Annotated in this window: 27 protein-coding genes and 1 tRNA gene; 23 read left to right on the plus strand and 5 right to left on the minus strand. The window is 54.8% G+C overall.

Annotation, left to right across the window (positions count from 1 at the left end; all coding sequences use genetic code 11):
- The first annotated feature begins 41 nt into the window (after positions 1–41).
- The 15 genes from topA to IZU99_04300 all read left to right on the plus strand — a co-directional run bounded on the left by topA (position 42) and on the right by IZU99_04300 (position 18,042).
- Positions 42–2,327, plus strand: a complete 2,286-nt coding sequence (gene topA, locus IZU99_04230) for a type I DNA topoisomerase (GenBank protein UOO38468.1) — start codon at positions 42–44, stop codon at positions 2,325–2,327.
- Entirely contained in the window at positions 2,327–3,649 is a 1,323-nt protein-coding gene (trmFO, locus tag IZU99_04235; GenBank protein ID UOO38469.1) for a methylenetetrahydrofolate--tRNA-(uracil(54)-C(5))-methyltransferase (FADH(2)-oxidizing) TrmFO, read from the plus strand. The genes topA and trmFO overlap by 1 nt, the downstream gene beginning before the upstream one ends.
- Entirely contained in the window at positions 3,633–4,670 is a 1,038-nt protein-coding gene (plsX, locus tag IZU99_04240) for a phosphate acyltransferase PlsX (GenBank protein UOO38470.1), read from the plus strand. The genes trmFO and plsX overlap by 17 nt, the downstream gene beginning before the upstream one ends.
- Before the next feature lie 103 nt (positions 4,671–4,773).
- Positions 4,774–5,007, plus strand: coding sequence for an acyl carrier protein (gene acpP, locus IZU99_04245; GenBank protein UOO38471.1), 234 nt, complete (start codon positions 4,774–4,776; stop codon positions 5,005–5,007).
- A gap of 83 nt (positions 5,008–5,090) precedes the next feature.
- Positions 5,091–5,768 carry a ribonuclease III gene (gene rnc, locus IZU99_04250; GenBank protein ID UOO38472.1) on the plus strand — a complete coding sequence of 226 codons (678 nt, stop codon included), beginning with the start codon at positions 5,091–5,093 and terminating at the stop codon, positions 5,766–5,768.
- Positions 5,765–6,781 (plus strand): radical SAM protein, encoded by a 1,017-nt coding sequence (locus IZU99_04255; protein UOO38473.1) that lies wholly within the window; start codon positions 5,765–5,767, stop codon positions 6,779–6,781. Before rnc ends, IZU99_04255 begins: the two co-directional genes overlap by 4 nt.
- Before the next feature lie 148 nt (positions 6,782–6,929).
- Positions 6,930–10,502, plus strand: coding sequence for a chromosome segregation protein SMC (gene smc, locus IZU99_04260; GenBank protein ID UOO38739.1), 3,573 nt, complete (start codon positions 6,930–6,932; stop codon positions 10,500–10,502).
- A 21-nt stretch (positions 10,503–10,523) separates the two neighbouring features.
- On the plus strand, positions 10,524–11,432 hold the full coding sequence (ftsY, locus tag IZU99_04265) for a signal recognition particle-docking protein FtsY (protein UOO38474.1): 909 nt from the start codon (positions 10,524–10,526) through the stop codon (positions 11,430–11,432).
- Positions 11,429–12,031, plus strand: a complete 603-nt coding sequence (locus IZU99_04270; protein UOO38475.1) for an XTP/dITP diphosphatase — start codon at positions 11,429–11,431, stop codon at positions 12,029–12,031. The genes ftsY and IZU99_04270 overlap by 4 nt, the downstream gene beginning before the upstream one ends.
- On the plus strand, positions 12,028–12,330 hold the full coding sequence (locus IZU99_04275) for a YhbY family RNA-binding protein (GenBank protein ID UOO38476.1): 303 nt from the start codon (positions 12,028–12,030) through the stop codon (positions 12,328–12,330). The genes IZU99_04270 and IZU99_04275 overlap by 4 nt, the downstream gene beginning before the upstream one ends.
- 9 nt (positions 12,331–12,339) lie before the next feature.
- A complete protein-coding gene (gene nadD, locus IZU99_04280) occupies positions 12,340–13,521 on the plus strand; it encodes a nicotinate (nicotinamide) nucleotide adenylyltransferase (GenBank protein ID UOO38477.1) in 1,182 nt (393 codons plus the stop codon).
- Positions 13,522–13,524: 3 nt separating this feature from the next.
- Positions 13,525–14,856 (plus strand): LCP family protein, encoded by a 1,332-nt coding sequence (locus IZU99_04285; GenBank protein ID UOO38478.1) that lies wholly within the window; start codon positions 13,525–13,527, stop codon positions 14,854–14,856.
- A gap of 79 nt (positions 14,857–14,935) precedes the next feature.
- Entirely contained in the window at positions 14,936–15,316 is a 381-nt protein-coding gene (gene rsfS / locus IZU99_04290) for a ribosome silencing factor (protein ID UOO38740.1), read from the plus strand.
- Complete coding sequence (locus IZU99_04295; GenBank protein ID UOO38479.1) at positions 15,316–17,721, plus strand: leucine--tRNA ligase; 2,406 nt, start codon at positions 15,316–15,318, stop codon at positions 17,719–17,721. The genes rsfS and IZU99_04295 overlap by 1 nt, the downstream gene beginning before the upstream one ends.
- Before the next feature lie 132 nt (positions 17,722–17,853).
- The gene (locus IZU99_04300; protein UOO38480.1) at positions 17,854–18,042 is read left to right on the plus strand and encodes a 30S ribosomal protein S21; all 189 of its coding nucleotides are present in this window, start codon (positions 17,854–17,856) and stop codon (positions 18,040–18,042) included.
- A gap of 255 nt (positions 18,043–18,297) precedes the next feature.
- On the opposite strand, the gene IZU99_04305 is transcribed toward IZU99_04300, so the two are convergent.
- The 4 genes from IZU99_04305 to IZU99_04320 all read right to left on the minus strand — a co-directional run bounded on the left by IZU99_04305 (position 18,298) and on the right by IZU99_04320 (position 19,535).
- Complete coding sequence (locus IZU99_04305) at positions 18,298–18,609, minus strand: hypothetical protein (GenBank protein ID UOO38481.1); 312 nt, start codon at positions 18,607–18,609, stop codon at positions 18,298–18,300.
- Positions 18,610–18,710: 101 nt separating this feature from the next.
- Entirely contained in the window at positions 18,711–18,920 is a 210-nt protein-coding gene (locus IZU99_04310) for a helix-turn-helix transcriptional regulator (GenBank protein ID UOO38482.1), read from the minus strand.
- Positions 18,895–19,335, minus strand: coding sequence for a hypothetical protein (locus IZU99_04315; protein ID UOO38483.1), 441 nt, complete (start codon positions 19,333–19,335; stop codon positions 18,895–18,897). Before IZU99_04315 ends, IZU99_04310 begins: the two co-directional genes overlap by 26 nt.
- A 123-nt stretch (positions 19,336–19,458) precedes the next feature.
- Positions 19,459–19,535, minus strand: a tRNA-Arg gene (locus IZU99_04320).
- Positions 19,536–19,731: 196 nt separating this feature from the next.
- Here IZU99_04320 and IZU99_04325 point away from each other — a divergent pair.
- The 6 genes from IZU99_04325 (at position 19,732) to IZU99_04350 (ending at position 23,951) form a co-directional block, all read left to right on the plus strand.
- The gene (locus IZU99_04325) at positions 19,732–20,214 is read left to right on the plus strand and encodes a cytidine deaminase (GenBank protein UOO38484.1); all 483 of its coding nucleotides are present in this window, start codon (positions 19,732–19,734) and stop codon (positions 20,212–20,214) included.
- A gap of 105 nt (positions 20,215–20,319) precedes the next feature.
- The gene (locus IZU99_04330) at positions 20,320–21,198 is read left to right on the plus strand and encodes a hypothetical protein (protein UOO38485.1); all 879 of its coding nucleotides are present in this window, start codon (positions 20,320–20,322) and stop codon (positions 21,196–21,198) included.
- 64 nt (positions 21,199–21,262) lie between these two features.
- Complete coding sequence (locus IZU99_04335; protein ID UOO38486.1) at positions 21,263–22,645, plus strand: TrpB-like pyridoxal phosphate-dependent enzyme; 1,383 nt, start codon at positions 21,263–21,265, stop codon at positions 22,643–22,645.
- Between the two features lie 262 nt (positions 22,646–22,907).
- Positions 22,908–23,204, plus strand: a complete 297-nt coding sequence (rpsF, locus tag IZU99_04340; GenBank protein UOO38741.1) for a 30S ribosomal protein S6 — start codon at positions 22,908–22,910, stop codon at positions 23,202–23,204.
- Positions 23,205–23,214: 10 nt separating this feature from the next.
- A complete protein-coding gene (locus tag IZU99_04345) occupies positions 23,215–23,661 on the plus strand; it encodes a single-stranded DNA-binding protein (GenBank protein UOO38487.1) in 447 nt (148 codons plus the stop codon).
- A 44-nt stretch (positions 23,662–23,705) separates the two neighbouring features.
- A complete protein-coding gene (locus tag IZU99_04350; protein UOO38488.1) occupies positions 23,706–23,951 on the plus strand; it encodes a 30S ribosomal protein S18 in 246 nt (81 codons plus the stop codon).
- A 59-nt stretch (positions 23,952–24,010) separates the two neighbouring features.
- Here IZU99_04350 and IZU99_04355 read toward each other — a convergent pair whose 3' ends face one another.
- Positions 24,011–24,844, minus strand: a complete 834-nt coding sequence (locus IZU99_04355; protein ID UOO38489.1) for a hypothetical protein — start codon at positions 24,842–24,844, stop codon at positions 24,011–24,013.
- 225 nt (positions 24,845–25,069) lie between these two features.
- On the opposite strand from IZU99_04355, the gene ruvC reads away from it, so the two are divergent.
- Together ruvC and ruvA are read left to right on the plus strand one after the other, a co-directional pair.
- Positions 25,070–25,582 carry a crossover junction endodeoxyribonuclease RuvC gene (gene ruvC, locus IZU99_04360; protein ID UOO38490.1) on the plus strand — a complete coding sequence of 171 codons (513 nt, stop codon included), beginning with the start codon at positions 25,070–25,072 and terminating at the stop codon, positions 25,580–25,582.
- Entirely contained in the window at positions 25,567–26,178 is a 612-nt protein-coding gene (gene ruvA / locus IZU99_04365) for a Holliday junction branch migration protein RuvA (protein UOO38491.1), read from the plus strand. Before ruvC ends, ruvA begins: the two co-directional genes overlap by 16 nt.
- Positions 26,179–26,189: the final 11 nt, after the last annotated feature.

The following is a 26,189-nucleotide window of genomic DNA, read 5'->3' on the forward strand; positions in this document are numbered from 1 at the left end:
CAAAGCGGCCGTGACCATACCTGAAATGAGGACAAAACCGAATGGCGAAAGCAAAAACCAACCTTGTGATTGTCGAATCGCCTGCCAAAGCGAAAACGATCGGCAAATATCTCGGCAGTGACTATAAAGTGACGGCCTCGATGGGCCATCTGCGCGATTTGCCGAAAAGTACGCTGGGCGTTGATCTCGACAACGGCTTTATCCCCGATTACCAGCCTGTCAAAGGCCGGGAAACGACGATCAGCGAGCTGAAGACAGCCGCGAAAAACAGCGCCAAGGTCTACCTCGCGACCGACCCAGACCGCGAGGGCGAAGCGATTTCATGGCACCTCAAGGAGCTTCTCGGTCTCCGCGATGACGAAGCGCTCCGCGTCACTTTCAACGAGATCACAAAGCGCGTCGTGCGTGAGAGTATCGACAACCCGCGCGCCATTGACAAGGACCTTGTCGACGCGCAGCAAGCCCGGCGCATCTTAGACCGAATCGTCGGCTATAAGCTCAGCCCGCTCTTGTGGCGAAAAATTCGCCGCGGCCTGTCTGCCGGGCGCGTTCAGTCTGTGGCAACGCGCATGGTGACGGACCGGGAAGACGAAATCCGCGCTTTTGTCCCCGAGGAATACTGGCTGTTGTCCGTCAACGTCTCCCGAACGGTGAAGGACGGCCGTTTCAAAGCCTCTTTTCACGGCAAGGGCGACAAAAAGATGGAACTGACCAGCGAGGCTGAGGTCAAAACTGTTGTCGATGCCGTTGAAAACGCGCCGTTTACGGTCGGCGCAATCAAAAAGACGGAAAAAAAGCGGTCGTCACCGCCGCCGTTTATCACCTCAACGCTCCAGCAGGAGGCATCTCGCAAGCTCGGTATGACGCCACGGCGCGCCATGTCGATTGCCCAGCAGCTCTATGAGGGCATCGATATTGAGGGCGAGGGCACCGTCGGTCTCATCACCTATATGCGTACCGACTCGCTGCGCCTGTCTGAAGAGGCGCTCGGCGACGCAAAGAAGCTGATTATCGAGCAGTTCGGCCCGTCCTACTATCCAGGCGGCCCGACGCGGTATAAAACAAAAAATTCGGCGCAGGACGCGCACGAGGCTATCCGCCCGTCAAACGTCTTTATCACGCCCGACATGATTAAAGGCAGCGTCACAAGCGACCAGTACAAGCTCTATCGCCTGATCTGGAGCCGCTTTGTCGCCTGCCAGATGACAAGCGCCGTTTACGACAGCGTCACAGTTGATGTGGTATCCGCCGGATACGTTTTCCGGGCGACGAACGCCGTCATCAAATTCTCCGGTTTTACGGCCGTCTATGAGGAAGGCCGTGACGACGACAAGGAGGAGCAGTCGTCGCCCCTGCCGGAGCTGGAGACCGGCGAGACGCTCCGGCTGGAGGATATCGCCAGCGAGCAGAAATTTACACAGCCGCCGTCGCGTTACACCGAAGCCACGCTTATTAAAGCGATGGAGGAGACGGGCATCGGCAGGCCGAGCACCTACGCGCCGACGATTTCGACAATTCTAGACCGCGAGTACGTCGTCAAGGACGGCAAAAATCTCCGTCCGACGGCGCTCGGCGAGGTTGTCACAGGTCTTATGAAAGACCGCTTTGCCGACATCGTTGATTTAAAGTTTACGGCCCGCATGGAGGAATCCCTCGATAGCGTTGAGAAGGGTGTTAAGGACTGGCAGAGCCTGCTCTCCGAGTTCTACGGCGGATTCCGGCAATCCATCGATAGCGCGGAGGCCGCCCTGGAGGGAGAGCGGATCAAAATCCCGGACGAGGTGTCCGACGAGGTCTGCGACCGCTGCGGTCGCCAGATGGTCGTCAAAGCCGGGCGCTTCGGTCGTTTTCTCGCCTGCCCGGGGTACCCGGAGTGCAATTTTACAAAGCCGCTCGTCGTGGAGATGCCCGGCCGGTGCCCAAAGTGCCAAAGCCGCATCTTAAAGCGCACATCAAAAAACGGCTATACCTACTACGCCTGCGAAAAGCTGAAGGAATGCGGCTTTTTGACTTGGGACGTCCCCGTCAAGGACAACTGTCCCGACTGCGGGCATACATTATTTAAAAAGTCAGGCAAAGGCTTTAAAAAGCCGTTTTGCATCAACGAGGCCTGCCCGAACTTCCTGCCCGAGGACAAGAGAGGCTACAAAAAGAAAACGGATAATGCCGAAAACGCCAAGCCGGATCAAAAACAGGAGCAGAAGCAAGAGCAAAAAACGGCGAAAAAGCCGACAAAAAAGCCGGTAAAAAAAGCAGCGAAAAAACCGGCCGCCAAAACGGATAAACCGAAGAAAGGGGCCGGGCGCAAGTCGGCCGCCGCCGGCTGATGGCATCAGTCACGGTTGTTGGCGCGGGTCTTGCCGGCTGCGAGGCGGCCTGGCAGCTGGCGCAGGGCGGCCATCTCGTCACGCTTATCGACATGAAGCCCCGGCAAAAATCACCGGCGCATGTGTCCGATGATTTCTGCGAGCTCGTCTGCTCCAATTCGCTGCGCAGCGATGAGCTGGCCAATGCCGTCGGCCTTCTGAAAGAAGAAATGCGTCGGCTTAACAGCCTTGTGATGGCCTGTGCCGATCAAACACGCGTTCCGGCGGGCGGCGCACTCGCCGTCGACAGGACGGGCTTTTCGTCCCGCGTGACGGCGACCATCAAGAACCACCCGCGCATCACGGTGCGCGAAGAGGAAGTGACGGCGATTCCAGAAGGCCCTGTCATCGTCGCGACGGGGCCCTTGACGTCTGACGCGATGGCCGCGGCTGTGGCGCGCCTGATTCAAAATGAAGGCTATCTCAGCTTTTTCGATGCGGCCGCGCCGATCGTTACAAAAGAGAGCATTGATATGGCAAGCGCCTTTGAAGCCTCCCGTTATGGCAAAGGGACGGCCGATTATTTAAATTGCCCCCTTGATGAAGACGCCTACAAGGCGTTTTACCGGGCGCTTTGCCGCGCCGAGCAGGCTGAGGTTCACGGCTTTGAAGACGCGGGTGTCTTTGAGGGCTGTATGCCCATCGAGGTGATGGCGCGCCGTGGTGAGGACACGATGCGCTATGGGCCCCTAAAGCCCGTCGGGCTCACGGACCCGAGGACGGGACGCGAGCCATACGCCGTCGTCCAGCTCCGCCGCGATAACGCCGCGGGGACGCTGTATAACCTTGTCGGTTTTCAGACGCATCTGAAATTTGGCGAGCAAAAGCGCGTCTTTTCAATGATACCGGCGCTCGGCAGCGCCGACTTTGTACGTTACGGCGTCATGCATCGCAACACCTATCTCAATTCGCCCCGCCTGCTGGACCGGTATTACCGGCTGAAAGCAGATGTGCGCGTCCGTTTCGCCGGGCAGATGACCGGCGTGGAGGGCTACGTTGAATCGGCCGCCAGCGGCCTTCTCTGCGGCCTGGAGACGGCGCGGGAACTCTCGGGGCTGACACCTGCCGATTTTCCGGACGTCACGGCGCTTGGCGCTTTGGCTCAATACGTCTCGGGCGGTGCCGTGTCGAATTTTCAGCCGATGAATATCAATTTTGGCATCATCCGGCCTCTGGAACAACGCGTCAAAGGTAAGAGAAATAAGAATCAGGCCATATCGCAGCGGTCGCTTGATTGGATTGACCAATGGAAAGGTGAGAGGGAAAATGAAGATCATCATTGACGCCATGGGCGGCGACAACGCGCCGGACGAAATTGTCCGCGGTGCCGTCATGGCCTGCGAGGACTTTCAAATCGAGGCCATCCTAACAGGCCGTGGCGAGGACATCCTTCGCAGCCTTGAGAAAATGGGCAGAAAAGAGCTGCCGAAGGGCATTGAAATTGCCAATGCAAGCGATGTCATCGGGATGGACGAGGACCCCGTCACGGCCATCCGCGAGAAAAAGGATGCCTCGATGACGGTTGCGCTGGCTATGCTGCGTGACGGTGCCGGTGACGCCGTTGTCTCGGCGGGCAGCACAGGGGCGCTTTTATCGGGTGCAACGCTTGTCGTCAAGCGTATTCGGGGGATTCGCCGGGCGGCGCTCGCGCCTGTTATTCCCGTTGGCGACAAAGGCGTTATCCTCATCGACTGCGGGGCCAACACGGAAAGCACGCCGGAATACCTATTGCAGTTTGCGTTTATGGGCTCTTTTTACGCCAATCGTGTTTTGAATATTGACAAGCCGCGCGTCGGCCTTTTAAACATCGGTACCGAGCGCATCAAAGGCACCGACCTGCAAATCGAAGCCTATACGCTTCTGGAACAGGCGGCCGCCGACGGGTCGATTACTTTTATCGGCAACGTCGAGGCTAAAGGCGTTATGCAGGGCGAATGCGACGTTGTGGTGACGGACGGATACACCGGTAATATTTTTCTGAAATCGATTGAAGGGACGGCGTCGTTTCTGATGCGCGAGATCAAAGGCGTCTTCATGAAGAATGCGCTCACGAAGCTGGCGGCCCTCCTGATTAAAAAGGATTTCAGGTCGCTTAAGGAACGGCTCGACGCGGATAAAATCGGCGGGACGGCGCTATTAGGGATTGCCAGGCCCGTCATCAAAGCCCACGGCTCGTCGGGTGCCGGTGCCATTAAAAACGCCGTTTGGCAAGCCGTCTGTGCCGTCAAGTCCGGCATAAATGACGATATCGTAAAAAACATTGAGCGCATGAAAATAGCAGATGTTTCCGACAAAAATTCGTAAAAAAAGTGCCGTTAAAAACTGTTGACAAATGAATAGGGACGCTTTAATATTTCGTTAGGCAAAGCGGCTGCACGCCGCTCAAACGTGACGAGAGGTGAGCAATGTGATTTTTGAGAGGCTGCGTGCTTTAATAGCCGAGCAGTTTTCCGTCAGCGAGGATGCCATCGACATGGACACCTCCTTTACAGATGATCTGGGTGCCGATTCACTCGATGTTGTTGAGCTGACGATGGCGATTGAGGAAGAATTCGATATTCCGGAAGCGGACGAGGAAGACCTTTATAAGCTCGTTACCGTCGGCGATGTCTATCGCTATATCTCCGGTAAAATAGACTGAAAGCCATAGGAATTTCGGGCGGGTGACAACCCGCCCTTTTTGTTAGATGGTCGGTTTAATGGCCGCTTGAAAGGTGGACGTGCATGGACAAGCTTGAACAGAAACTCGGCTATACGTTCCGCGACAGGTCTCTTTTGCAGACGGCGCTGACCCACAGCTCGTATGCCAATGAAAATAAAAAAGACGGCGTTTTGTATAATGAGCGCCTGGAGTTTCTGGGCGATGCCGTGCTCGGCTTTATCGTGGCCGAACAGTTATATCACAAAAAGCCGCCGATTCCGGAAGGGCAGATGACGCGCTTGCGCGCCGAGCTCGTCTGTGAAAAAAGCTTGGAAGCGGCGGCAAACCGCCTCGGTCTTGGCGCGCATCTGCGTCTTGGGCGCGGCGAAGCGCAGGGCGGTGGCAGGCAGCGCCCGTCGATTCTGGCCGACGCGATGGAGGCGCTTGTCGCCGCTGTTTATTCTGACGGCGGCATTGACGCGGCCAAAACCATTGTCGAGCGCCTAATTTTGGAAAATTATGATTTTGGCGGTGAGCCGTCCGGCGGCGATTTCAAAACGGCGCTGCAGGAGCTCGTCCAGAAAAAGAGCGGGCAGACGCTCGCCTATGCGCTTGTCGGCGCGCGCGGGCCGGATCATCAGAAAGAATTTATCGTCGAGGTGCTGCTAAACGGCATTAAAAAAGGCGAGGGTATTGGCAGAAGCAAAAAGGAAGCCGAACAGGCGGCGGCCAAAATGGCGCTTCGCGCGCTGGCGAAATGACGCCGGGCCGTCGCGTCATTCCCTTTTTTGTGCCGCATCTCGGGTGCCAGAACAGCTGCGTTTTCTGCAACCAGCACCGGATTACGGGGTCGGCAGAACCAGTTGCGGCGGAAACGGTCACAGCATCCTTGCACGCGCTGGCGCTGCCCGTGGATGCGGCTTGCCAGATTGCTTTTTACGGCGGGAGCTTTACAGCCATCCCGGTTGAGCAGCAGATATCGCTGTTGCGTGCGGTTCAACCATTCCTGACGACGCACAAAAACGCGACCCTGCGCCTCTCAACACGGCCGGACGCCGTTGACAGACAGACGCTCGAGCGCCTTCGCGTTTTTGGCGTTCGGACAATAGAGCTCGGCGCGCAGTCGCTGTGCGACGACGTGCTGCAGGCATCCTGCCGCGGGCATACATCAGCCGACACCGATAAGGCTGCGCGCCTTGTGCGCGAACAGGGGTTTGAGCTCATCCTCCAGATGATGACGGGCCTGCCGGGCGACACGCCTGAAAAGGCGCGCTGGACGGCCGAGCGCCTCATTGCCCTCCGGCCGGACGGCGTGCGGATTTATCCGACGGTCATTTTGCAGAACACGCCGCTTTTCGACATGTGGCGCGCCGGTATGTATAAAGAACACACGGTAGACGACGCGGTGGCGCTCTGTGCCGATTTGTATCAGCTGTTCGAGGCGTCGGGAATCCCCGTGATCCGGATCGGCCTTAATCCGACGACGGCGCTCTCCGGCGGGGCGGCCGTCGGTGGGGCGTACCATCCGGCATTCGGCCAGCTCGTCTTGTCGCGCGTCTATTATGACAAGGCGCTGGCGCTTTTGCAATGCGCGCGCGGCGCGCAAAGTGTCACGCTTGGCGTCCATCCGGGGTGCGTGTCTTATATGACCGGTCACCGGCGTGCGTCGGTGACGGCACTCGAGAAAGCGCTCCATATCGGGCGGGTGCGCACTTTGGCGGCAGATGCCGCGCGCGGAGAAATCGTCATAATGCGCATTGATTATGGCGGGTGAAAAGGATATAATATCCTGAAAAGCAAAAACCATACGGCCGAAGTCTTTCCGGTGCCGCAGCCCGGGGAGGCGGCATATTTTTTTGGATAAAAGACGGACACTCAAGTATGTTGCAGGCAGGATAAGTTCAAGGCGGGGCGGTGTGAGCATGTATTTAAAGTCGTTGGAAATTCAGGGCTTTAAATCTTTCCCGGAAAAAACGCGTCTGACATTTGAAAAACCGATTACAGCCATTGTCGGGCCGAACGGCAGCGGCAAATCAAACATCTCCGACGCACTTTTGTGGGTCATGGGCGAACAATCGACGAGAACGCTGCGCGGCGGCAAGATGGAAGACGTTATCTTCGGCGGGACGATCCGCCGCGGGCAGGTCGGCTTTGCGGAGGTCTCGCTCATACTGGACAACGCAGACCGCGTTTTCGACATGGATTTCACGGAGGTCATGATCACGCGGCGGTATTACCGCTCCGGTGAGAGCGAATATTTCATCAACCGTCAGCTCGTCCGGCTGAAGGATTTGAGCGAGCTTTTTATGGACACGGGCCTCGGGCGCGAGGGTTACAGCGTCATCGGCCAGGGTAAAATCGACGCGATCCTGTCGGCCAAGAGCACTGACCGGCGCGAAATATTTGAAGAGGCCGCCGGCATTTCACGCTTTCGCCACCGGAAAGAGGAGGCCGAGCGCAAGCTCCAGCACACCGATGAAAACCTTGTGCGGTTAAATGATAAAATCAGCGAACTGGCCTTGCAGGTCGAGCCGCTTTTTGAGCAGGCCGAGACGGCCCGGCGCTATCTCTTTTTGCGTGACGAGCTGCGCGGTCTCGAAATCTCCGTCTGGATGGACGGCCTTGAAAAGCTTTCCGAGCAGATGACGAAGCTCAATGAGGACTTTGAAACAGCCGCGGCGCAGAAAGAGCGTGTCGGCGGTGAGATCGAATCGGACTATGACGACGCCCAGCATTTTGCCGAGAGCATGCATGAAAAGGACTTGGCGCTCGACACCGTTCGCGGGGCCATCTCGACCGAAGACGCCAAAAGCGCGGAATATGAGAGTACCGTTGCCGTTTTAAAGGAAAAGCTTGAGAATATGACGGCCGAAGCCGAGCGCGTCCGCCGAGAGCTTGATGAGCAGGAAGGGCGCGACGGCGGCATTAAAGCGCAGATTGACGAGCGAGAGTCCCGCATCGCCGCGCTGACGGCCGAGAAAACGCGTCTGACGGCGGCAGCCGGTGCGCTTTTTGACGCTTTATCGTCGGTCGCCGATTCGGCGGGCGCATCGTCAAAACGTCTGGCCGAGCATGTTCGGGCGGAAAATGACATGCAGGCAGCCCTGGGCGATCACAAGGCACGGCTGTCGGCGCTGGCATCTTCCGCGCAGGAGATGTACGACAGGGACGAGACGGTGGCGCAGGACATCGCCGCAGCAACTGAAAAGCTGCGGGCACTGGAAGAGGAGCGCGACGTCTGCCGTGACGCGCACCGCCGCGCGGCAGAAGACGTCCAGAATATTAAAAACATCATCAGCGGGTATGCGCTGCGGCTGGAAAGCCGCCGGAAAAAGGCGGAGGAAGCCGAAAAGCGGAAAACGGCCGTCACAATGGAACTCGGCGCGTTGACGTCGCGCATCGCCCTGCTCAATGAAATGGAAAAGGACTATCAGGGATATTCCAAGGCCGTCAAGCTCGTCATGCAGGAGGCGCAGCGCGGCATCCTCAAAAACATTCACGGTACTGTTGCAAATCTTCTGAAGACGGCGGACAAATACACCGTCGCCATTGAGACGGCGCTCGGCGGCGCGATGCAGAACATTATTGTCGACACCGAGGAGGACGGCAAAGCCGCCATTGCTTACCTCAAGCGGCGCGACGGCGGCCGGGCAACGTTTCTGCCCATTTCCGCCATCCGCGGCAATGTGCTCGATACCCGCGCGCTTCAATCTGAAGATGGGTTTGAGGGTCTCGCGCTTGACCTCGTCGGTTATGACAAAAAATATGAGGGCATCTATAAAAATCTGCTGGGCAGAACGATCGTCGTCGAAACGCTTGACGATGCCGTGCGTATCGCCAGAAAAGCCGGGTACGGGTTTCGCCTCGTCACTCTCGACGGCCAGATTATGAACGCCGGCGGCTCGATGACGGGCGGCTCATCCTCCGGCAACGCCGGTATTCTTTCAAGAGCCAACGAGCTGGCCGCCCTGACGCAGCGTGAGGCGCAGCTTAAAGAGGAAGCTGACAACACGCTGCGCGCCTTCAACGAAGCCGTCCGTGAACAAAACGCCGCCGCCTATGAACTGGAGACGGCAAGCGGCGACAGGCGCGCGTTTGAGGACAAGCTTTTGCAGCTTGAAACAAACTTAAAGCATTACGACATTCTTTTGACGGCCGCGCAGGAAAATCTTGACGGCCTTAAAGAAGACGCATCCTCCCTCGCGTCCCGCATCGCGCAAAATGGCCGGGAGACGGAAGCGGTGCGCCTTGAGATTGCCGCGTTTGACGAAAAGCTTCAAGCCGTCAGAGCGTCAATCGCCGCCGATACCGAGGGTCAGGAGGCGCTCACGCGTGAGCGCGATACGATCACGGCGCAGCTGTCCGACCTGCGCGCGCAGGAGGCCTCGTGTGATGCCGAGCGCGATGCGCTCGTCAAGGCGGTGACGGAGCTGTCCGAGCTGCGCGAGGTGCTCACCGGCAGCCGCCACCAGCAGATTGATTTTCTTGCCACGCTGAAAATCCGGCAGGAGGACATTTTAAAGGAGATTGCCGAGAGCGAATCGGCTCTCTATCAGATTGCGGCGTCGGCCAAAGCCCTGAAAGAGGAAGCCGCCCGTCTGACGGCTGAAAAGCTGGCGCTGGAGGCGCAGCGCACGCGGCGGGACAAGGAGCTGCAGGAGAAAAACAACACGCTTTTAACGCTTGAGCGCGAATGCGCGCGGCTTGAGCAAAAAAAGCTGGCCGCCCAGTTGGAGGAAAAGCAGATCATCGACAGGCTGTGGGATACTTATGAAATCAGCCGGACAACGGCGCTCGGTTTAAAGCAAGCGCTGCCAAGCCTTTCTGAGGCCAGGCGGCGTATTGCGGAGCTTAAAAACGATATTTCAGCGCTCGGCAACCCGAATCTTGGGGCAATTGAGGAATATGACAGAGTTAACACGCGCTATACGTATCTCACCGAGCAGCGTGACGATGTTGAAACGGCGAAAAACGAGCTGCTTTCCATCATCAAGGACATCACGCAGGAGATGAAAACAATCTTTGCCCGTGAGTTTGACGGGATTGGCGCGAGCTTTAAAGAGACGTTTTTGGAGTTTTTCGGCGGCGGGCAGGCCTCGCTCGAATTAGAAGATCCGTCGGATATCTTAAACTGCGGTATTGAAATCAAGGTGCAGCCGCCCGGTAAATCACTTAAAACGATCACATTATTGTCCGGTGGTGAGAAGGCTTTCGTCGCCATCGCGCTCTATTTTGCCATCCTGAAGGTCCGACCGACGCCGTTTGTCGTCATGGACGAGATCGACGCTGCGCTCGACGAGGCAAACGTTCTTCGTTTTGCCGAAAACATGCGCAAAATGTCCGGCAAGACACAGATGATCGTCATCACGCACCACCGCGGGACGATGGAAGAGGCCGACGTCTTGTACGGCGTCACCATGCAGGAGCAAGGTGTTTCCCGTGTTCTGACAATTGATTTAAGCGAAGCAGAGCAAACGCTTCGTAAGCAGGCATAGCCTATTGAGGAGGATTGACCTTTGGGTTTTTTTGAAAAAATCAGGGAAGGCTTAACGAAGACAAAAAAGAACATTTCCGCCCAGTTAAATGGGATGTTTGCGACCTTTACCGGTGCCAACGACGCTTTTTTTGACGAATTGGAGGAGACGCTCATCCTTGCCGACCTCGGCGTTGAAACGGTGGACCGCGCCGTTGAAGCGCTGCGTACCGTGACAAAGCGCGAGGGCTATCTGAAAGCCGAGGATATCCAGAATGCGCTGGCGGAGATTCTGACACAGATTATTGATATCGGCAGCAGCGATTTTGCTCTGGCGACGAAACCGGCCGTTATCCTCGTCATCGGCGTCAACGGCGTCGGCAAAACGACGACGATCGGCAAGCTCGCCCTGAAATTAAAAAACGAGGGCAAAAAGGTGCTTCTATGCGCCGGCGATACGTTCCGCGCGGCGGCGGCCGAACAGCTGACCGTCTGGGCCGAGCGGGCCGGAGCCGATATTGTCCGCCATGAGGAGGGCTCAGACCCCGCCGCCGTTATCTTTGACGGTATTGCCGCCGCCAAGGCGCGCGGGGCGGACGTCATCATCTGCGATACGGCCGGTAGGCTGCATAACAAGTCAAACCTTATGAACGAGCTGAATAAAATCAGCCGTGTCATTGACCGTGAACTGCCCGGTGCCGACAGGGAGACGCTGCTTGTTATCGATGCGACGACAGGGCAGAACGGGCTCATTCAGGCGCGCCAGTTCAAAGAGGCTGCCGGTATTACAGGCCTTGTTTTAACGAAGCTCGACGGGACGGCCAAGGGCGGTATCGCCTTCGCCATAGCCGACCAGCTGCAGGTGCCCGTCAAGCTCGTCGGCGTGGGTGAAAAGGCAGAGGACCTCCTCTCCTTCAATGCGCGGGACTTTGTGGAGGCGCTGCTGAAATGACGTTTGTGCTCGCCAGCAACAATCAGGGCAAGCTCAGCGAGATGACGGCTATCTTGTCAAGCTGTGGCATTTCCGTTATCTCCCTCGCGCAGGCCGGTATTTTTCAAGACGTTGAGGAAACGGGGCAGACGTTTTATGAAAACGCGTTTTTAAAAGCAAACGCTGCGATGAAAGCAACGAACCAGCCCGCCATTGCCGATGATTCCGGCCTTGTTGTCGAGGCGCTGAACGGCGCGCCCGGCGTCTACTCAAAGCGGTACGGCGGGGCAAAAAACGATGATGAGCGCAATAAACTTCTGCTTAAAAACATGAACGGCGTGGAACATCGCGGCGCAAAATTCGTCTCATCAATTGTCTGTGCCTTCCCAAACGGTAACACCATTGCCGCCGAGGGCGTCTGCGAGGGTGAGATTTTAACGGCGCCGCGCGGTGGGGGCGGCTTCGGCTATGACCCTGTCTTTTTGGTGCGGGGACTCGGCCGCAGTATGGCGGAATTAACGCCGGACGAGAAAAACAGCATATCCCACCGTGGACAGGCCATGCGGCTTTTTAGCGACAGGCTCCGCAATTATTTGACGAAAACAGGGGAGAAGATATGATAAACAGCAGGCAGAGAGCCTATTTAAGAGGTCTTGCCAATCCGATTGAGACGATTTTGCAGGTCGGAAAAGGCGGGATAACAGATAACGTCATCAAGCAGGCGTCGGACGCGCTCTGCGCCCGCGAGCTGATCAAAGGCCGCGTTCTCGAAAATTCGGGTATGACGGCCCGAGAAGCGTGTGACGCGCTCGCCGAGCGCTGCCGCGCCGAGCCCGTTTCGGTCATCGGCTCGCGCTTCGTGCTCTATAAAGAAAACCACGACATACCGAAAGAAAAGAGAATCAGACTGATAAAGTGAGGGATATTATTGAGACTGGGGATTTTCGGAGGCACCTTTAATCCGCCCCATCTGGGTCATATCAAAGCGGCGTCTGACGCCGCTATGCAGCTGGCGCTCGACAGGCTTCTCATCATCCCCGCGGGAACGCCGCCGCACAAAGACCTGCCGCATGGGACGCCGACGGCGGCGATGCGGCTTGAGATGGCGCGTTTGTCGTTTGGCGGGCTTGATAGCGCCGAGGTCTCCGATATTGAGCTCCGGCAAGACGGCGTCAGCTATACTGCCGAGACGGTTACAAAGCTTAAAGCGCACTATCCCGGCGATGCGCTTTTTCTCTTAATGGGTACCGACATGTTTCTAACACTGGAGGGCTGGAAGGATCCGGAGAAGCTGCTTCGGGCCGTCACACCGGCCGTATTCTCCCGGTGCGCCGGTGATACGGAAAAAATTGACGCATGCGCCGGTCGGCTTGCTCAAAAATATCAAGTCGACACGCAGATTGTTCAAAACAAGGCACTCGATATCTCCTCTACAACCCTGAGGCAGGCGCTTAAAAACCGCGGTGGCGTGACATGGCTTGAAGACAAAACGTATGCGTATATTATTAAAAATAAGCTCTACGGCGCACGGGCCGATTTTAACTGGCTGCGGGAGCGCGCCTTTTCGATGATGAAGCCCAAACGCATTCCGCACACAGTGGGCTGCGAATTCGAGGCCGTCAAGCTGGCCCGCCGTTGGGGCGAAAACGAAAATGACGCGCGCGAAGCGGCGATTCTGCACGATATTACGAAGTATCTCGACCTGCAGGCTCAGTTGCACTTGTGTGAAAAATATGATATTATGATCGACACTGTCGAGCGGGCGGAGGTCAAGCTGTTGCATGCAAAAACGGGCGCAGCAATTGCTTATTCCGATTTCGGAGCCCCCGAGAACGTCAAAGACGCCATTTTCTGGCACACGACCGGCAGGGCTGACATGAGTCTTTTGGAAAAAATCATTTACATCGCCGACTATATCGAGCCGACGCGGGACTTTGACGGGGTGGACGACTTGCGGGCGCTTGCCTATGACGACCTTGACAAAGCCGTGCTGAAGGGTCTTGAGATGAGCATCGACGATATGCGCCGCCGCGGGATCATCCCGCACCAGCGGACGCAGGAGGCTGTAGACAGCTTTCGGGCGTTCGTTCTGCACAATGAAAGGGACTAGCTCATGAAATTATCCGGCAATAAAAGAAACGGCCGCTACTTGAAGAAAACGTCGGCGCAGACGCCGCGCGTCAGCGGGCAAAGATATGAAGCGCCCCCGGAGCCCGGGGCCCAAAAAGCCCTCAGGAAGAAAAAGAAGCGGCGAAGAGCCGCGCGCATCCTGATCGCTGTTTTGTTGATTCTCATCACACTTACCTCTGTCGTTTACGGCTATATTCGCCTCAACGTGAAAGCGCCAGTAGTCAGTTTGGTTAAAAAGCCAAACAGCGCGACGACGGACGGCTCGGCGCCCAACGTCTCCAGCGGCAGAAAGGCCAATCAGTATACATTTGCCATCCTCGGCGTCAGCGGCGGCAATACCGACACGATTATGGTCGCCAATTTTGATGCCGACACGCATAAGCTCAATGTTGTCAGCATCCCGCGTGATACGCTCGTCAATGTCTCGTGGTCTGTCAAAAAGGCAAATTCACTGTACCCGCACGGCGGGGTTGACGGTGTTATCAACGGCTTGACGGATCTTTTAGGCTTCCAGGTAGATTTTTATATGCTGATTGATACGGAGGCATTCCGCGAGCTAGTCGACGCCGTCGGCGGCATCGATTTCGACGTGCCGAAGGATATGAAATATAACGACCCCGAGCAGAACCTGCATATTAACTTAAAAGCCGGCATGCAGCATTTAGACGGTGATACGGCCGAGCAGCTCGTCCGCTGCCGCAGTGTCTATCCGAATGCCGACATCGGCCGTATCTCGACGCAGCATGACTTTTTGATGGCGGCTGCCGAGCAGGTAATCCAGAAGCAAAATCAGCTCAACCTGACGGAGCTCATCAACATTTTCCTCAAATACGTGCAGACGGATTTGAAATCCGGCAATCTTCTGTGGTTTGCCAAGGAATTTTACAAGACGGATATCAAAAATGTTGAGTTTTCAACGCTGCCCGCCAATGATTACGACTCGATCAACAATTCGTCATACGTCACAATTTACGTTGACGAATGGCTCCAGCTTATTAACGAAAAACTCAACCCGTTTACTGAAGATATCAAGGAAAGTGAACTGAACATTCTAACGCGCAACGCGTCGGGCGCGCTCTATTCCACGAGCGGCGTGTACGCCGGGAACGCAAGCTGGGGCGGCAGCGCCAAAACGAGCACGACGACATCGCCGAGCACGAGCCCGAGCACCAGCCCAAAGACGAGTACAAGTCCGAAGACGAGCACGAGTCCAAGTACCAGCCCGAAAACGAGCACAAGTCCGAAGACGAGTACAAGCCCCAGCACAAGTCCGAAGACGAGCACGAGCCCGGCCGGGACATCCCCCACAACATAATCAGGGCAACCGGTTGGCGGCCATAGCCCGCTCACGGGGAAATGACATTTCACAAATGAAAGGATTGGTCGCATTCATGCTGACATCTTTGGAGCTTGCAGAGCTTGCCGTCCGTGTGCTGGACAGTAAAAAGGCCAAGGACATCAAGGTGCTTGAGACACGGGACGTTACCGTGTTGGCAGATTATTTTATCCTCTGCACGGCGAGCTCCACAACACAGATCAAAACGCTGGCCGACGAGGTTGATAAGGCCCTGTCCGAGAAGGGCGACCACCCGCTTCGGACGGAGGGCTATCGTGGCGGTGGGTGGGTGCTCGTCGACTTTGGAGCCGTCGTTGTGCATATCTTTTTAAAAGATATCCGGGAATTTTATTCCCTGGAGCGATTGTGGCGCGACGCTCGAGAGATTGACATCTCAGCGTGGACCACACCGGATGAGACAGAAAAAGGACTGGTTTGATGAAATACGATTTTGCCCGGCTTGAAAAGAAGTGGCAGGATATATGGGAAGAAAAAAAGATTTACGCGGCGGCGGACAAGGGGGATGAGCCGAAGTTTTACGGGCTTGTCGAATTCCCCTATCCTTCCGGAGAGGGGCTGCACGTCGGCCACCCGCGCCCATATACGGCGATGGATATCGTCACGCGCAAGCGGCGCATGCAGGGTTATAACGTCTTGTTCCCAATCGGGTTTGACGCGTTCGGCCTCCCGACGGAAAACTACGCCATTAAAAACAAAATCCACCCCGCGCTTGTCACAAAAAAGAATATTGCCCGCTTTACCGAGCAGCTTAAAATGCTCGGTTACGGCTTTGATTGGGACCGTGTTGTCGATACGACAGACCCGCTTTATTATAAGTGGACGCAGTGGATCTTTTTAAAGCTTTTTGAAAACGGCCTTGCTTATAAGGCCTCCATGCCGGTCAACTGGTGCACGTCATGCAAGTGTGTCCTCGCGAACGAAGAGGTTGTCAATGGCGTCTGTGAGCGCTGCGGGGCCGATGTCATCCGGCGCGAGAAGAGCCAGTGGATGCTGAAAATCACGCAGTATGCTCAAAGGCTTATTGACGATTTGGACGATCTCGACTATATCGAGCGCGTAAAGATCCAGCAGAAGAACTGGATCGGCCGTTCAACGGGTGCGGAGGTCGATTTCCAGACGACGGCCGGCGATGCGCTGCGTGTATATACAACGCGGCCCGATACGCTTTTTGGGGCAACCTACATGGTCGTCTCACCGGAGCATGCGCTCGTCAAAAAATGGCTGCCAACGCTCTCAAACAGCGGTGACGTCGCAGCCTATCAGGATGCCGCGTCGAAAAAGTCCGACTTTGAACGCACGGAGATGGCCAAGGAGAAGACGGGCGTCGAGCTGAAGGGCGTCCGCGCCATAAACCCCGTCACCGGCGGGGAAATTCCAATTTTCATTTCCGATTACGTCCTGGCGACTTACGGCACCGGCGCCATTATGGCCGTTCCCGGCCACGACACACGCGACTGGGAGTTTGCCAAAAAGTTCTCCCTGCCGATTATTGAGGTTGTCGCGGGCGGCGATATTGAAAAAGAGGCGTTTACCGACTGCGAAACGGGCATCATGGTCAATTCCGGTTTCTTAAACGGCCTGCCGGTCGAGGAGGCCAAGATTAAAATCACGGCGTGGCTGGCGGACAAGGGCCTCGGTGAAAAAAAGGTCAATTACAAGCTGCGCGACTGGGTCTTTTCACGCCAGCGCTACTGGGGTGAGCCGATCCCAATCGTCCATTGCGAGAAATGCGGCTACGTTGCGCTGCCGGAAGCCGAGCTGCCGCTCTTATTGCCGGACGTTGAGAATTACGAAACGACCGACACGGGCGAGAGCCCCCTCGCCGCGATGACGAGCTGGATTGAGACAATGTGCCCCAAATGCGGCGGGGTCGCCCACCGCGAGACAGACACGATGCCCCAATGGGCGGGCTCCAGTTGGTACTTCCTGCGGTACGCCGACCCGCACAATAACGCATCGCTTGCGTCAAAAGAAGCGCTTGACTACTGGACGCCGGTCGACTGGTATAACGGCGGTATGGAGCACACAACGCTCCACCTGCTCTACTCGCGCTTCTGGCACAAATTCCTCTTTGACATTGGCATCGTGCCGACGCCCGAGCCGTATGCCAAGCGGACGAGCCACGGTATGATCCTCGGGGAGGACGGGCAGAAAATGTCCAAGTCCCGCGGCAACGTCATTAATCCCAACGACATCGTCCGCGAATTCGGCGCTGACACGCTGCGCCTGTACATCATGTTCATCGGTGATTTTGAGAAGGCGGCGCCCTGGTCGTCAAACGCCGTCAAGGGCTGCAAGCGCTTTTTGGACCGCGTCTGGAACCTCTCGGAAAAAAAGCTCGGCGGTGACACAAGCTATTCAGAGGCCAACGAGCGGGTTGTTCACCGCGCCATTAAAAAAGTCGGCGACGATATCGAGAACATGAAGTTTAACACCGCCATCGCAACGCTGATGGCGCTTGTGAACGATTTTTATGAAAAAGCGCCGTCCCGCGGCGATATCAAGGCGCTGTTAGCGCTTGTTGCGCCGTTTGCTCCGCATATCGCCGAGGAGCTGTGGGAGATTCAGGGTTTTGGCGGCTTTGCTGCGAAGGCGCCCTGGCCTGATTACGACGAGAGCAAGACCGTCGAGAGCGAGCGGGAGATCGCCGTTCAGGTCGGCGGCAAGCTCAAATCGACTGTCAAAGTCCCGCAGGATGCCGACGACGGCACGGTTTTGGCAGCGGCCAAAGCGGATGAAAAGATCGCAAAACTCCTGGAGGGCAAGGAAATCATCCGGACGATTATTGTCAAAAACAAGCTCATTAACCTCATTGTAAAATAGTCCCGTGCCATCCATGGCCGATAAAATCATATTGACAATATCGGCCTTTCAAACTATAATAAAAATGTTGAAGCCATACAAATGGCCCTTAAAACGTGCTGAAAAGCGCGTATTTGGAGGGAGGGAAGTTTAATGTCGGAAGTCCATGTCAAGGATAATGAATCCCTGGATAGTGCCCTAAAAAGATTTAAGCGCAACTGTGCTAAATCCGGAGTGCTCTCAGATCTCAGAAAAAAAGAGTACTATCAGAGTCCCAGCGTCAAGCGCCGCAAAAAATCGGAAGCGGCCAGAAAAAACAAGAATAAGAAGTTTTACTCATAAGATGTTAAACCGGACTGCCTGGGCAGTCCGGTTGCTGTTTTTTTGTCGATTTTTGTGCGTCTGCTGTTTTAGCAGGGAACATTATCTTTGTCGTCCTTATTTAAAAACAGGAGGACAAAAACGATGACCGCCACCCAGATCCATATACTGTTCTTTTCGAAAAACATCTCTCTTACCTCCGATATGTAGTGTCAAATTCACCCTGATACAGTCTACGCCGGGGGCATCATTTCGTTGTCTCGTCCTGTGAGTTAGTCACATAGGCGCTCTATCCGGCATATCCGCCGCGTCAAGCTCCGCCGCCCGTTTCATCCGCAGCCTGACCGCCACATAGATGACTGCTAAAACGACAGTCGGGATGTTCATCAGCAGCAAATAAAATGCCATCAACATCATGACGCGCTCATTTAAAACATCGAGATTGTTCGCAATCTGTTTGGCGAGAAGGTATGCAATGACAAAGCTGATCGAAGGCAAAACAACCCCCGGCCATTTGCTCTGCCGTTTTGACAGAAAAATCTGGAGTAAAATAGCGACGATTGCAACACAAATTTCGATCAGTAGCATTAGCCAATCTCCTCTAGGTTAGATAATGTCATCGCTCTTAACCATATTAATACAGAATATAACATAAATCAACAATCGATAAAATCAATGTAATACGCTGATTAATTTTCGTCTTTAAATGAAAAGAGGGCTTCAACAGTCACACCAAATACGTTGGCAATGTCCATTGCTAACTTTAGAGAAGGATTATATAAGCCTTTCTCCAAACGAAATATTGTCTCTCTTCGGACGCCAACCATTTCACCAAGCTCTTCTTGCTTTAGACCGGCTTTTTGGCGGTACTCTTTAATCTTCGTCGTCAATATTGGCACCTTTGCCTCCCCTTCCTTCGAGATACAGGTAGCACCCGTCATTGAAAGCTGAAATAGCAATAATCATGCAAAAGAGGACTTCGGAGCTAAGCGTAATATTTTTATCTGTCAAACGGGTCAACACGATGCCGGCAAAAACAGCTATCGTCAGAACGAGATAGGTATATTGTGCAGCCTTCGTTTCATTTTCCTTACTCAACTCATCCGTGACAACTATTTTACTCTTTAACTGTCCAGCGATGAACAAAAAAATTGACACAATATAAAAAAGTAAGGCGATCATGACAAGATCGTAAAGCAATGTCTTCGGAAGATATGATTTCGCAACGAAATCCAGTACATAAGTAATAATCAAAAAAACTGAAGCGACAAATCTTATTAGCTTAATCCGATTGTAACTTATCTTACTAAACATTGAAAACGCCTCCAAAAGTGATATATTTGTCTCCAGTATGACAAATATATCACTTTGTTATTGTAAAGTCAACAATTGTTTTAAAATAACAAAAAAGCAGCCCAAAATGGGCTGCTTTGCTGCTGGCACGCCTGGAGGGACTCGAACCCCCGGTCTCGCGGTTCGTAGCCGCGCACTCTATCCGGCTGAGCTACAGGCGCATACGGCACTTTGGTATAGTAGCATACCGGCCGGGAAATTGCAAGCGGAAATTACAGTTTCGAGCGGATTCTTTTGTTGCCACGCAAAATGGCGCGATTCACCGGTTTTTGAGACTTCTTGTATTGACCGGGGGAACGACACTCTGTATAATATTAGAAAATCAAGCGGAATAATGTCGTGTGGGGGGCAACTGTCATGAAACGCAAGGACAAGGAAAATTATTACCTCGATATTGCCGAGACGGTTTTGGAGCGGTCGACATGCATGCGGCGTCAATACGGCGCCATAATCGTCTTGAACGACGAGATAGTATCAACTGGTTATAACGGCGCGCCACGCGGCAGGAAAAACTGCGACGATCTGGAATACTGCACCCGGGAGAGCCTCAAAATCCCCAGCGGTGAGCGCTACGAGCTCTGTCGCAGCGTCCACGCCGAGGCAAACGCCATCGTATCCGCGCCGCGCCGCGATATCATCGGCGCAACGCTGTACCTCGTCGGTCTGGAAACGTCGACAGGGGAATACATTAATGGGACGACACCGTGCACAATGTGCCGTCGGCTCATTATCAACGCCGGGATATCCAAAGTGGTCTGCCGCCTGCGGAAAGACGCTTTTTCCGTCACCCACGTACGTGACTGGGTGTTTAACGACGACTCGCTTCCGGCGATTTTATAACAGAAAACATCAGCCTATCGGCTGTGTGTCTTGCAATCCCGGTCCGTTTCAGCTATGATGGTGCCACGGCGGCTGCCGTGCGGCATTGCCTGAGGAGTGGGGAATATGGAGAAGACGAAAAAACGTTTTGGTGACAGGAGAGACGGCAGGCTTCTGCGGTCACTCGACCCGTTGTATAAATTCGCGCCGTTTATTATGAAGCTCAAAAACGACGCCAACAACAGCTTTGCCGACAGCATCGAGATCACGGAGGTTGACCGCTTTTTAAGGAAAAAGCGCGCCGAGGGGTATCCCGGCATGGGCATGCTGCACGTGTTTCTGTCCGCCTATGTCCGCGTTGTCAGTCAGAAACCGGCGCTCAACCGTTTTGTCGCCGGGCAGCGCATCTACGCGCGCAACTGTATCGAGGTCGTTATGATGGTTAAGAAGGCCATGTCGACCGAGGCGGGCGAAACGTCCATCAAAGTGAAGCTTGACCCGCGCGATACGATTACTGACATCTATCATAAAATCAACGCCGAGATCGACAAAATCAAGGAAGGCGTGGAGGAGACGAACACGGACGGCGTCGCGGCGGCAATGATGAAAATTCCGCGTCTTATCTTGAAATTCCTTGTTTTTATTCTGAATATATTCGATTATTACGGCATTCTGCCGCAGATGCTGGTGGATGCAAGCCCTTTCCACGGCTCGCTCATCGTGACGGATCTCGGCTCGATCGGGATACCGCCCGTCTATCACCACCTGTATAATTTCGGCAACCTCCCGCTTTTCCTGGCCTTTGGGGCCAAACGCCGCGCGTTTGAAATGGAGGCCGACGGGAAGGTCGTCGAAAAGAAGTATATCGACTACACGCTTGTTTTAGACGAGCGCATCAGCGATGGGTTTTATTTCGCGCAGGTCTTTAAGTATTTCAAAAGCTTTATCCGCCATCCGCAGCAGCTGGACGTTCCGCCGGAGACGGTTTATCAGGATGTGGATTAAAAAGAAGCTCTGCGTTTGCGCCAATGCCTTAAATGACTCTTTTGTATCTTGAAAGGAGATAAACATGTCCAAAATTCCCTATCGAATTGTTTTAAGCGAAGAGGAAATTCCGAAGGCGTGGTACAATGTCCGCGCCGATATGAAGACGGACCACCGCCCGATTCTCCATCCCGGCACGCTCCAGCCTGTCACGTCGGCCGACCTGACGCCCGTTTTCTGTGACGAGCTTGTTTCGCAGGAGCTCAATGATAAAGACCGCTTTATCGAAATTCCGGAGGAGGTTCGCGAGTATTATAAAATGTTCCGCCCCTCGCCGCTCTTTCGGGCGTATTTTTTGGAAAAGGCGCTCGGCACACCGGCAAAAATCTATTACAAATATGAGGGCGGCAACACGTCCGGCAGCCATAAGCTCAATTCTGCTCTCGCGCAGGCGTTTTACGCCAAACAGCAGGGCCTCAAGGGCGTGACAACCGAAACGGGTGCCGGCCAATGGGGTACGGCGCTGTCGATGGCGTGCAGCTACTTCGGGCTGGACTGTAAGGTTTACATGGTTAAAATCTCCTCGCAGCAAAAGCCTTACCGCAAGGCTGTTATGGAGACGTACGGCGCTTCCATCATCCCGTCACCATCCGATACGACGAATATTGGCCGTAAAATGCTTGCCGACAATCCCGACTCAACGGGCAGCCTCGGCACAGCTATCAGCGAGGCCGTGGAGGTCGCCGTGACGACAGAGGGGTATCGTTACGTGTTGGGCAGCGTTCTCAATCAGGTGCTGCTGCACCAATCCGTCATCGGCCTGGAGGCGAAGACGGCCATGGAGAAAATTGACGAATATCCCGACGTTGTCATTGGCTGCGCAGGCGGCGGGTCCAACCTTGGCGGCCTGATGTCTGCCTTCATGGCCGATAAGCTCGCAGGCAAAACAAGCCCCCGTTTCATCGCTGTCGAACCGGCCTCCTGCCCGTCCCTGACACGCGGCAAATTTGCCTATGACTTCTGCGATACGGGTATGGTGACGCCCTTAGCCAAGATGTACACGCTCGGCGCGTCCTTCATCCCGCCGTCCAACCACGCCGGGGGCCTGCGCTACCACGGCATGAGCCCCATCATCTCTCAGCTGTATCATGACGGCTTCATCGACGAGGCGCGCGCTGTCGAGCAGACAAGCGTTTTTGAAGCGGCGAAGCTGTTTGCCAAGGCAGAAGGCCTTCTGCCCGCCCCGGAATCGGCCCACGCCATCCGCGTGGCGATTGACGAAGCCCTCAAATGCAAGGAGACAGGCGAAGCCAAAACGATTCTCTTCGGCCTCTCTGGCACCGGCTATTTCGATATGACCGCCTATATGTCGTATAACGACGGTACGATGACGGATTATATCCCAACAGACGAGGACTTAAAGCGCGGCTTTGACGCCATCCCCAAGCTCCCGGGCATTCAGGAATAAAAAATCAGGTTTTTGATCTCGTGCTCGTTCGGCGGGCACGAGATTTTTTTGTCAAAATCTCAAATTTCGATTGTAATTATTAGAAATTATGTTATATTATAGTGAAAGATGGGTGGTTTTTGATAGAAGCCATCTTGGCGAAATCAAACAAAGATTGACAAAGCCCGCATTTCATGTATAATTATTAAGCCTGCTTTTTGTGGGCTAAAATCCTTGCTCCCGGCGCGACCGGGGGCCATATGTCCAGAAGGAGGTGCAAATGATGGCAAAAACAACGGCAAATTATGAGCTTATGTACATCATTGACCTAGATAAGGGTGAAGAGGAAATTTCCGCGATCGCGGAAAAATTCAAGACGCTTATCGAGGCCAACGGTACGCTTAATGAGCTCGAAGAAATTGGCAAGCGCAGGCTCGCGTATCCGATCAACGACAAACCGGATGGCTTTTATGTGTTGGCAAAATTTCAATCAGGCCCCGAATTTCCTGCGGAGCTTGACCGCGTCTTAAAGATCACAGACGGCATCATGCGTTCACTCATTACCGTTATCGGCGAATAGGAGGATAGTCATGAACCAAGTCGTTCTCATGGGTAGGCTGACAAGAGATCCTGAGCTCCGGCACACACAGACGGGCACAGCAGTATCGTCGTTCTCGCTGGCTGTCGACAGAGGCTTTGCCTCAAAAGACGGCGGAGAGCGGCAGACGGATTTTATCGACATTGTCGCTTGGCGGAATACGGCGGAGTTTGTCTCCAAGTATTTTGTAAAGGGTCAGATGGCTGCTGTAACCGGGCGGCTTCAGATTCGAGACTGGACGGATAAGGATGGCAATAAGCGCCGCTCGGCGGAGGTTATTGCTGACAATATCTATTTTACCGACAGCAAAAAAAGTAGGGAAAACAGCGGGTTTAACGTGCCTGAGCAAAAAAGCGATTTTTCGGGTGGGTATCAAACGCCCGTCACCGGCTCGGATTTTGCCGAGCTGACGGATGACGACGGTGATCTCCCGTTTTAGTATTTTTGCTTTGCTTTCATTTGAAAAGTTAGGAGGAACACATCTTGGCGAGTAACGAACGAGACGGCAGAGGCCACGGCCGCAAGCGCAGGAAGGTTTGTCAATTCTGCGTGGACAAATGCCAGTCTATTGACTATAAGGATACGGCGAAATTGCGCCGCTTCCTGTCCGACCGCAGCAAAATTCTGCCCCGCAGAACAACAGGCGTCTGCGCGCAGCACCAGCGCCAGCTGATGGTCGCCATCAAGCGCGCCCGTCAGATCGCGCTTTTGCCGTACGTCACGGAATAAGCAGATTTTTAAAGCAGCGCCCGCCATCTGGCGGGCGCTGCTTCGTTATGTAAAGGGCCTCAGGATTTGAGGTTGTCGGCCCGGGCCTCGCGGTAGCCCTCGGGGCAATCGAGCGTGTCGGGCGGGAAGAATTCGTCAACAGGGAAGTGGATGCGCGAGAAGAGCGTGCAGGGGTCGTCTTCGCCGGAGCCAATGCACTCCTTGTCGGGCATGCAGTAGTCGTAAGATGGGATGAGCAGCTGCGTGTCGCGCTCGAGGCGCACGATGGAGAACTGGCCAAGCGTCACCAGGACGCGGCGGTCTGTGTTTTCAAACAGCAGCTCGCCGGGAAAACTCTCAGCGATGAAGCCGGGAATTTCGTAAACACCGGTATCACCCTTGTGATGGTCGCAGACATCGACGAGCTTCATGCCGAGGACAATGGGGTCGACAGCTTCGGCAACGGCGATTGGCAGGTTTGTCGTCTCGATCGTTTTAGAATCAAGACCGTGGAGAGACGTCTTTGACGTGAAGACCTTGGCGCTGCCCTCGCTGCCGAACAGGATCACGCGCTTGTCGAAAATGCAAAGGCCGGAAATCTCGGCCGGTCTGTTGACGAGTGAAAAAGCCTCGCCTTTGACCTTGTAAAAATAGCGGAGGTCGACGGTATAGTAGCCTTTGTTAAAGCTGACCTCTTCAACATCGATTGAAATATAAAGAAGCTTTGCCGACTTGGCGCGGACGCTGACGGCGTTTTCTATGTAACATTGAGACTCCCGTGTCGGATAAAGGCGGAGGTCTTCGACGCAGTCTTTATCCTTACAAGAATCGTAGATCTTCCGTGTATGAACGCAAACGGCCTCTCTGATGCAGGAGTTTTCCTGCACGGGGCCCGGTAAAACCCGTTCTGGCATTTGTTTTCCTCCTTGATGAAAATGATGGGTGTGTTTGACTTCAATATAGTGTATGCAGGGGCATTGAGAGTGTGAAATAGGCCGACTTGACAGAAGGTTGCCACAGGCTGGCACGTGTGGTAGAATAATGAGACATAGTGGCAGTGACACTCCTGAATTGACTAAATCATCAGCGCCTGTTATGACAGAATATGCGGGTCTGGCGCTTTAAAGGCATGTGTTGACATGATTATTCTTGGTGTTGACCCCGGCATCGCCACCGTTGGCTTCGGCGTCATCGAAACGACTGGCAGCCGCCAGTCACTCATCCGCTGCGGCGTGATTACAACGCCCGCGGGCATGCGCCTGGCGCTGCGCCTGCATCATATATATCTGGACATCTGCCAGCTGATCGATACGTTCAAGCCGGACGCAATCGCCGTTGAGGAGCTGTTTTTCAACACAAACCTGAAAACAGGAATTTCGGTTGCGCACGGGCGCGGCGTTCTCGTTCTGGCGGGCGAAGAGCATCAAATTCCAATGTATGAATACACCCCGCTGCAAGTCAAGCAAACGGTCGCCGGTTACGGCCGCGCCGGAAAAAAGCAGGTCATGGAAATGGTGCGGCGGCTTTTGTCAATGGAATCGGCGCCACGGCCGGACGATGCGGCCGACGCGCTGGCCATCGCCATTTGCCACGCGCGCGTGGCGCAGTCACTGCTCAATCTAAACGGAGGCCAGGTATGTTCTACTATTTAGAAGGCCCAGTTACGCTGCTCGACCAGAATCTCGCCGTCGTTGACATTGCCGGGGCCGGCTACGCATGCCACACGTCGATGAATACGCTTTCACACTTGGAAACAGGCAAAAAAGCGCGCCTTTATACATACTGCCATATTAAAGAAGACGCCTTTGATATTTACGGGTTTTACGATCTCGGTGAAAAGCGCTTTTTCGAACAGCTTTTATCCGTCTCCGGCGTCGGGCCGAAGGCGGCGCTTGCCATCCTGTCGTCCGGGACGCCGGAGATGCTGGCGCTGTCAATTATCAACGACGACGAGCGGGCGCTGACGCGCGCCCCAGGCGTTGGCAAAAAAATCGCCCAGCGCGTGATCCTGGAACTCAAAGATAAGATTGCCAAGGAGAGTGCCGGTTTGAAAACGGGCGGCGTCACTGCGCCGGAAACGGCTGTCGCCGGGACAAGCGGTGCCAAGCTGTCAGACGCGGCGTCCGCTCTGGCCGTGCTCGGCTACAGCCAGAGCGAAATTACGGCATCGCTCCGCAGCATCGATACTTCAGCACTCACCGTTGAGGAAATTGTCCGCCACGTTCTTAAAAACAGCCTCAAATCATGATGCGGAAGATG

This window comes from Oscillospiraceae bacterium CM (genome assembly GCA_022870705.1).
Taxonomy (GTDB): Bacteria; Bacillota; Clostridia; order Oscillospirales; family Oscillospiraceae; genus Sporobacter.

What these genes read in the sequence shown, in the direction of transcription:
- IZU99_04255 (UOO38473.1), top strand. Translation starts at nt 5,765, where the DNA reads ATGACGCCGGGCCGTCGCGTCATTCCCTTTTTTGTGCCGCATCTCGGG.
- smc (UOO38739.1), top strand. Translation starts at nt 6,930, where the DNA reads ATGTATTTAAAGTCGTTGGAAATTCAGGGCTTTAAATCTTTCCCGGAA.
- plsX (UOO38470.1), top strand. Translation starts at nt 3,633, where the DNA reads ATGAAGATCATCATTGACGCCATGGGCGGCGACAACGCGCCGGACGAA.
- IZU99_04305 (UOO38481.1), bottom strand. Translation starts at nt 18,609, where the DNA reads ATGCTACTGATCGAAATTTGTGTTGCAATCGTCGCTATTTTACTCCAG.
- IZU99_04315 (UOO38483.1), bottom strand. Translation starts at nt 19,335, where the DNA reads ATGTTTAGTAAGATAAGTTACAATCGGATTAAGCTAATAAGATTTGTC.
- ruvA (UOO38491.1), top strand. Translation starts at nt 25,567, where the DNA reads ATGTTCTACTATTTAGAAGGCCCAGTTACGCTGCTCGACCAGAATCTC.
- ruvC (UOO38490.1), top strand. Translation starts at nt 25,070, where the DNA reads ATGATTATTCTTGGTGTTGACCCCGGCATCGCCACCGTTGGCTTCGGC.
- IZU99_04325 (UOO38484.1), top strand. Translation starts at nt 19,732, where the DNA reads ATGAAACGCAAGGACAAGGAAAATTATTACCTCGATATTGCCGAGACG.
- IZU99_04345 (UOO38487.1), top strand. Translation starts at nt 23,215, where the DNA reads ATGAACCAAGTCGTTCTCATGGGTAGGCTGACAAGAGATCCTGAGCTC.
- topA (UOO38468.1), top strand. Translation starts at nt 42, where the DNA reads ATGGCGAAAGCAAAAACCAACCTTGTGATTGTCGAATCGCCTGCCAAA.
- IZU99_04355 (UOO38489.1), bottom strand. Translation starts at nt 24,844, where the DNA reads ATGCCAGAACGGGTTTTACCGGGCCCCGTGCAGGAAAACTCCTGCATC.
- IZU99_04285 (UOO38478.1), top strand. Translation starts at nt 13,525, where the DNA reads ATGAAATTATCCGGCAATAAAAGAAACGGCCGCTACTTGAAGAAAACG.
- rpsF (UOO38741.1), top strand. Translation starts at nt 22,908, where the DNA reads ATGGCAAAAACAACGGCAAATTATGAGCTTATGTACATCATTGACCTA.
- IZU99_04295 (UOO38479.1), top strand. Translation starts at nt 15,316, where the DNA reads ATGAAATACGATTTTGCCCGGCTTGAAAAGAAGTGGCAGGATATATGG.
- IZU99_04270 (UOO38475.1), top strand. Translation starts at nt 11,429, where the DNA reads ATGACGTTTGTGCTCGCCAGCAACAATCAGGGCAAGCTCAGCGAGATG.
- rnc (UOO38472.1), top strand. Translation starts at nt 5,091, where the DNA reads ATGGACAAGCTTGAACAGAAACTCGGCTATACGTTCCGCGACAGGTCT.
- IZU99_04330 (UOO38485.1), top strand. Translation starts at nt 20,320, where the DNA reads ATGGAGAAGACGAAAAAACGTTTTGGTGACAGGAGAGACGGCAGGCTT.
- IZU99_04275 (UOO38476.1), top strand. Translation starts at nt 12,028, where the DNA reads ATGATAAACAGCAGGCAGAGAGCCTATTTAAGAGGTCTTGCCAATCCG.
- IZU99_04300 (UOO38480.1), top strand. Translation starts at nt 17,854, where the DNA reads ATGTCGGAAGTCCATGTCAAGGATAATGAATCCCTGGATAGTGCCCTA.
- trmFO (UOO38469.1), top strand. Translation starts at nt 2,327, where the DNA reads ATGGCATCAGTCACGGTTGTTGGCGCGGGTCTTGCCGGCTGCGAGGCG.
- IZU99_04335 (UOO38486.1), top strand. Translation starts at nt 21,263, where the DNA reads ATGTCCAAAATTCCCTATCGAATTGTTTTAAGCGAAGAGGAAATTCCG.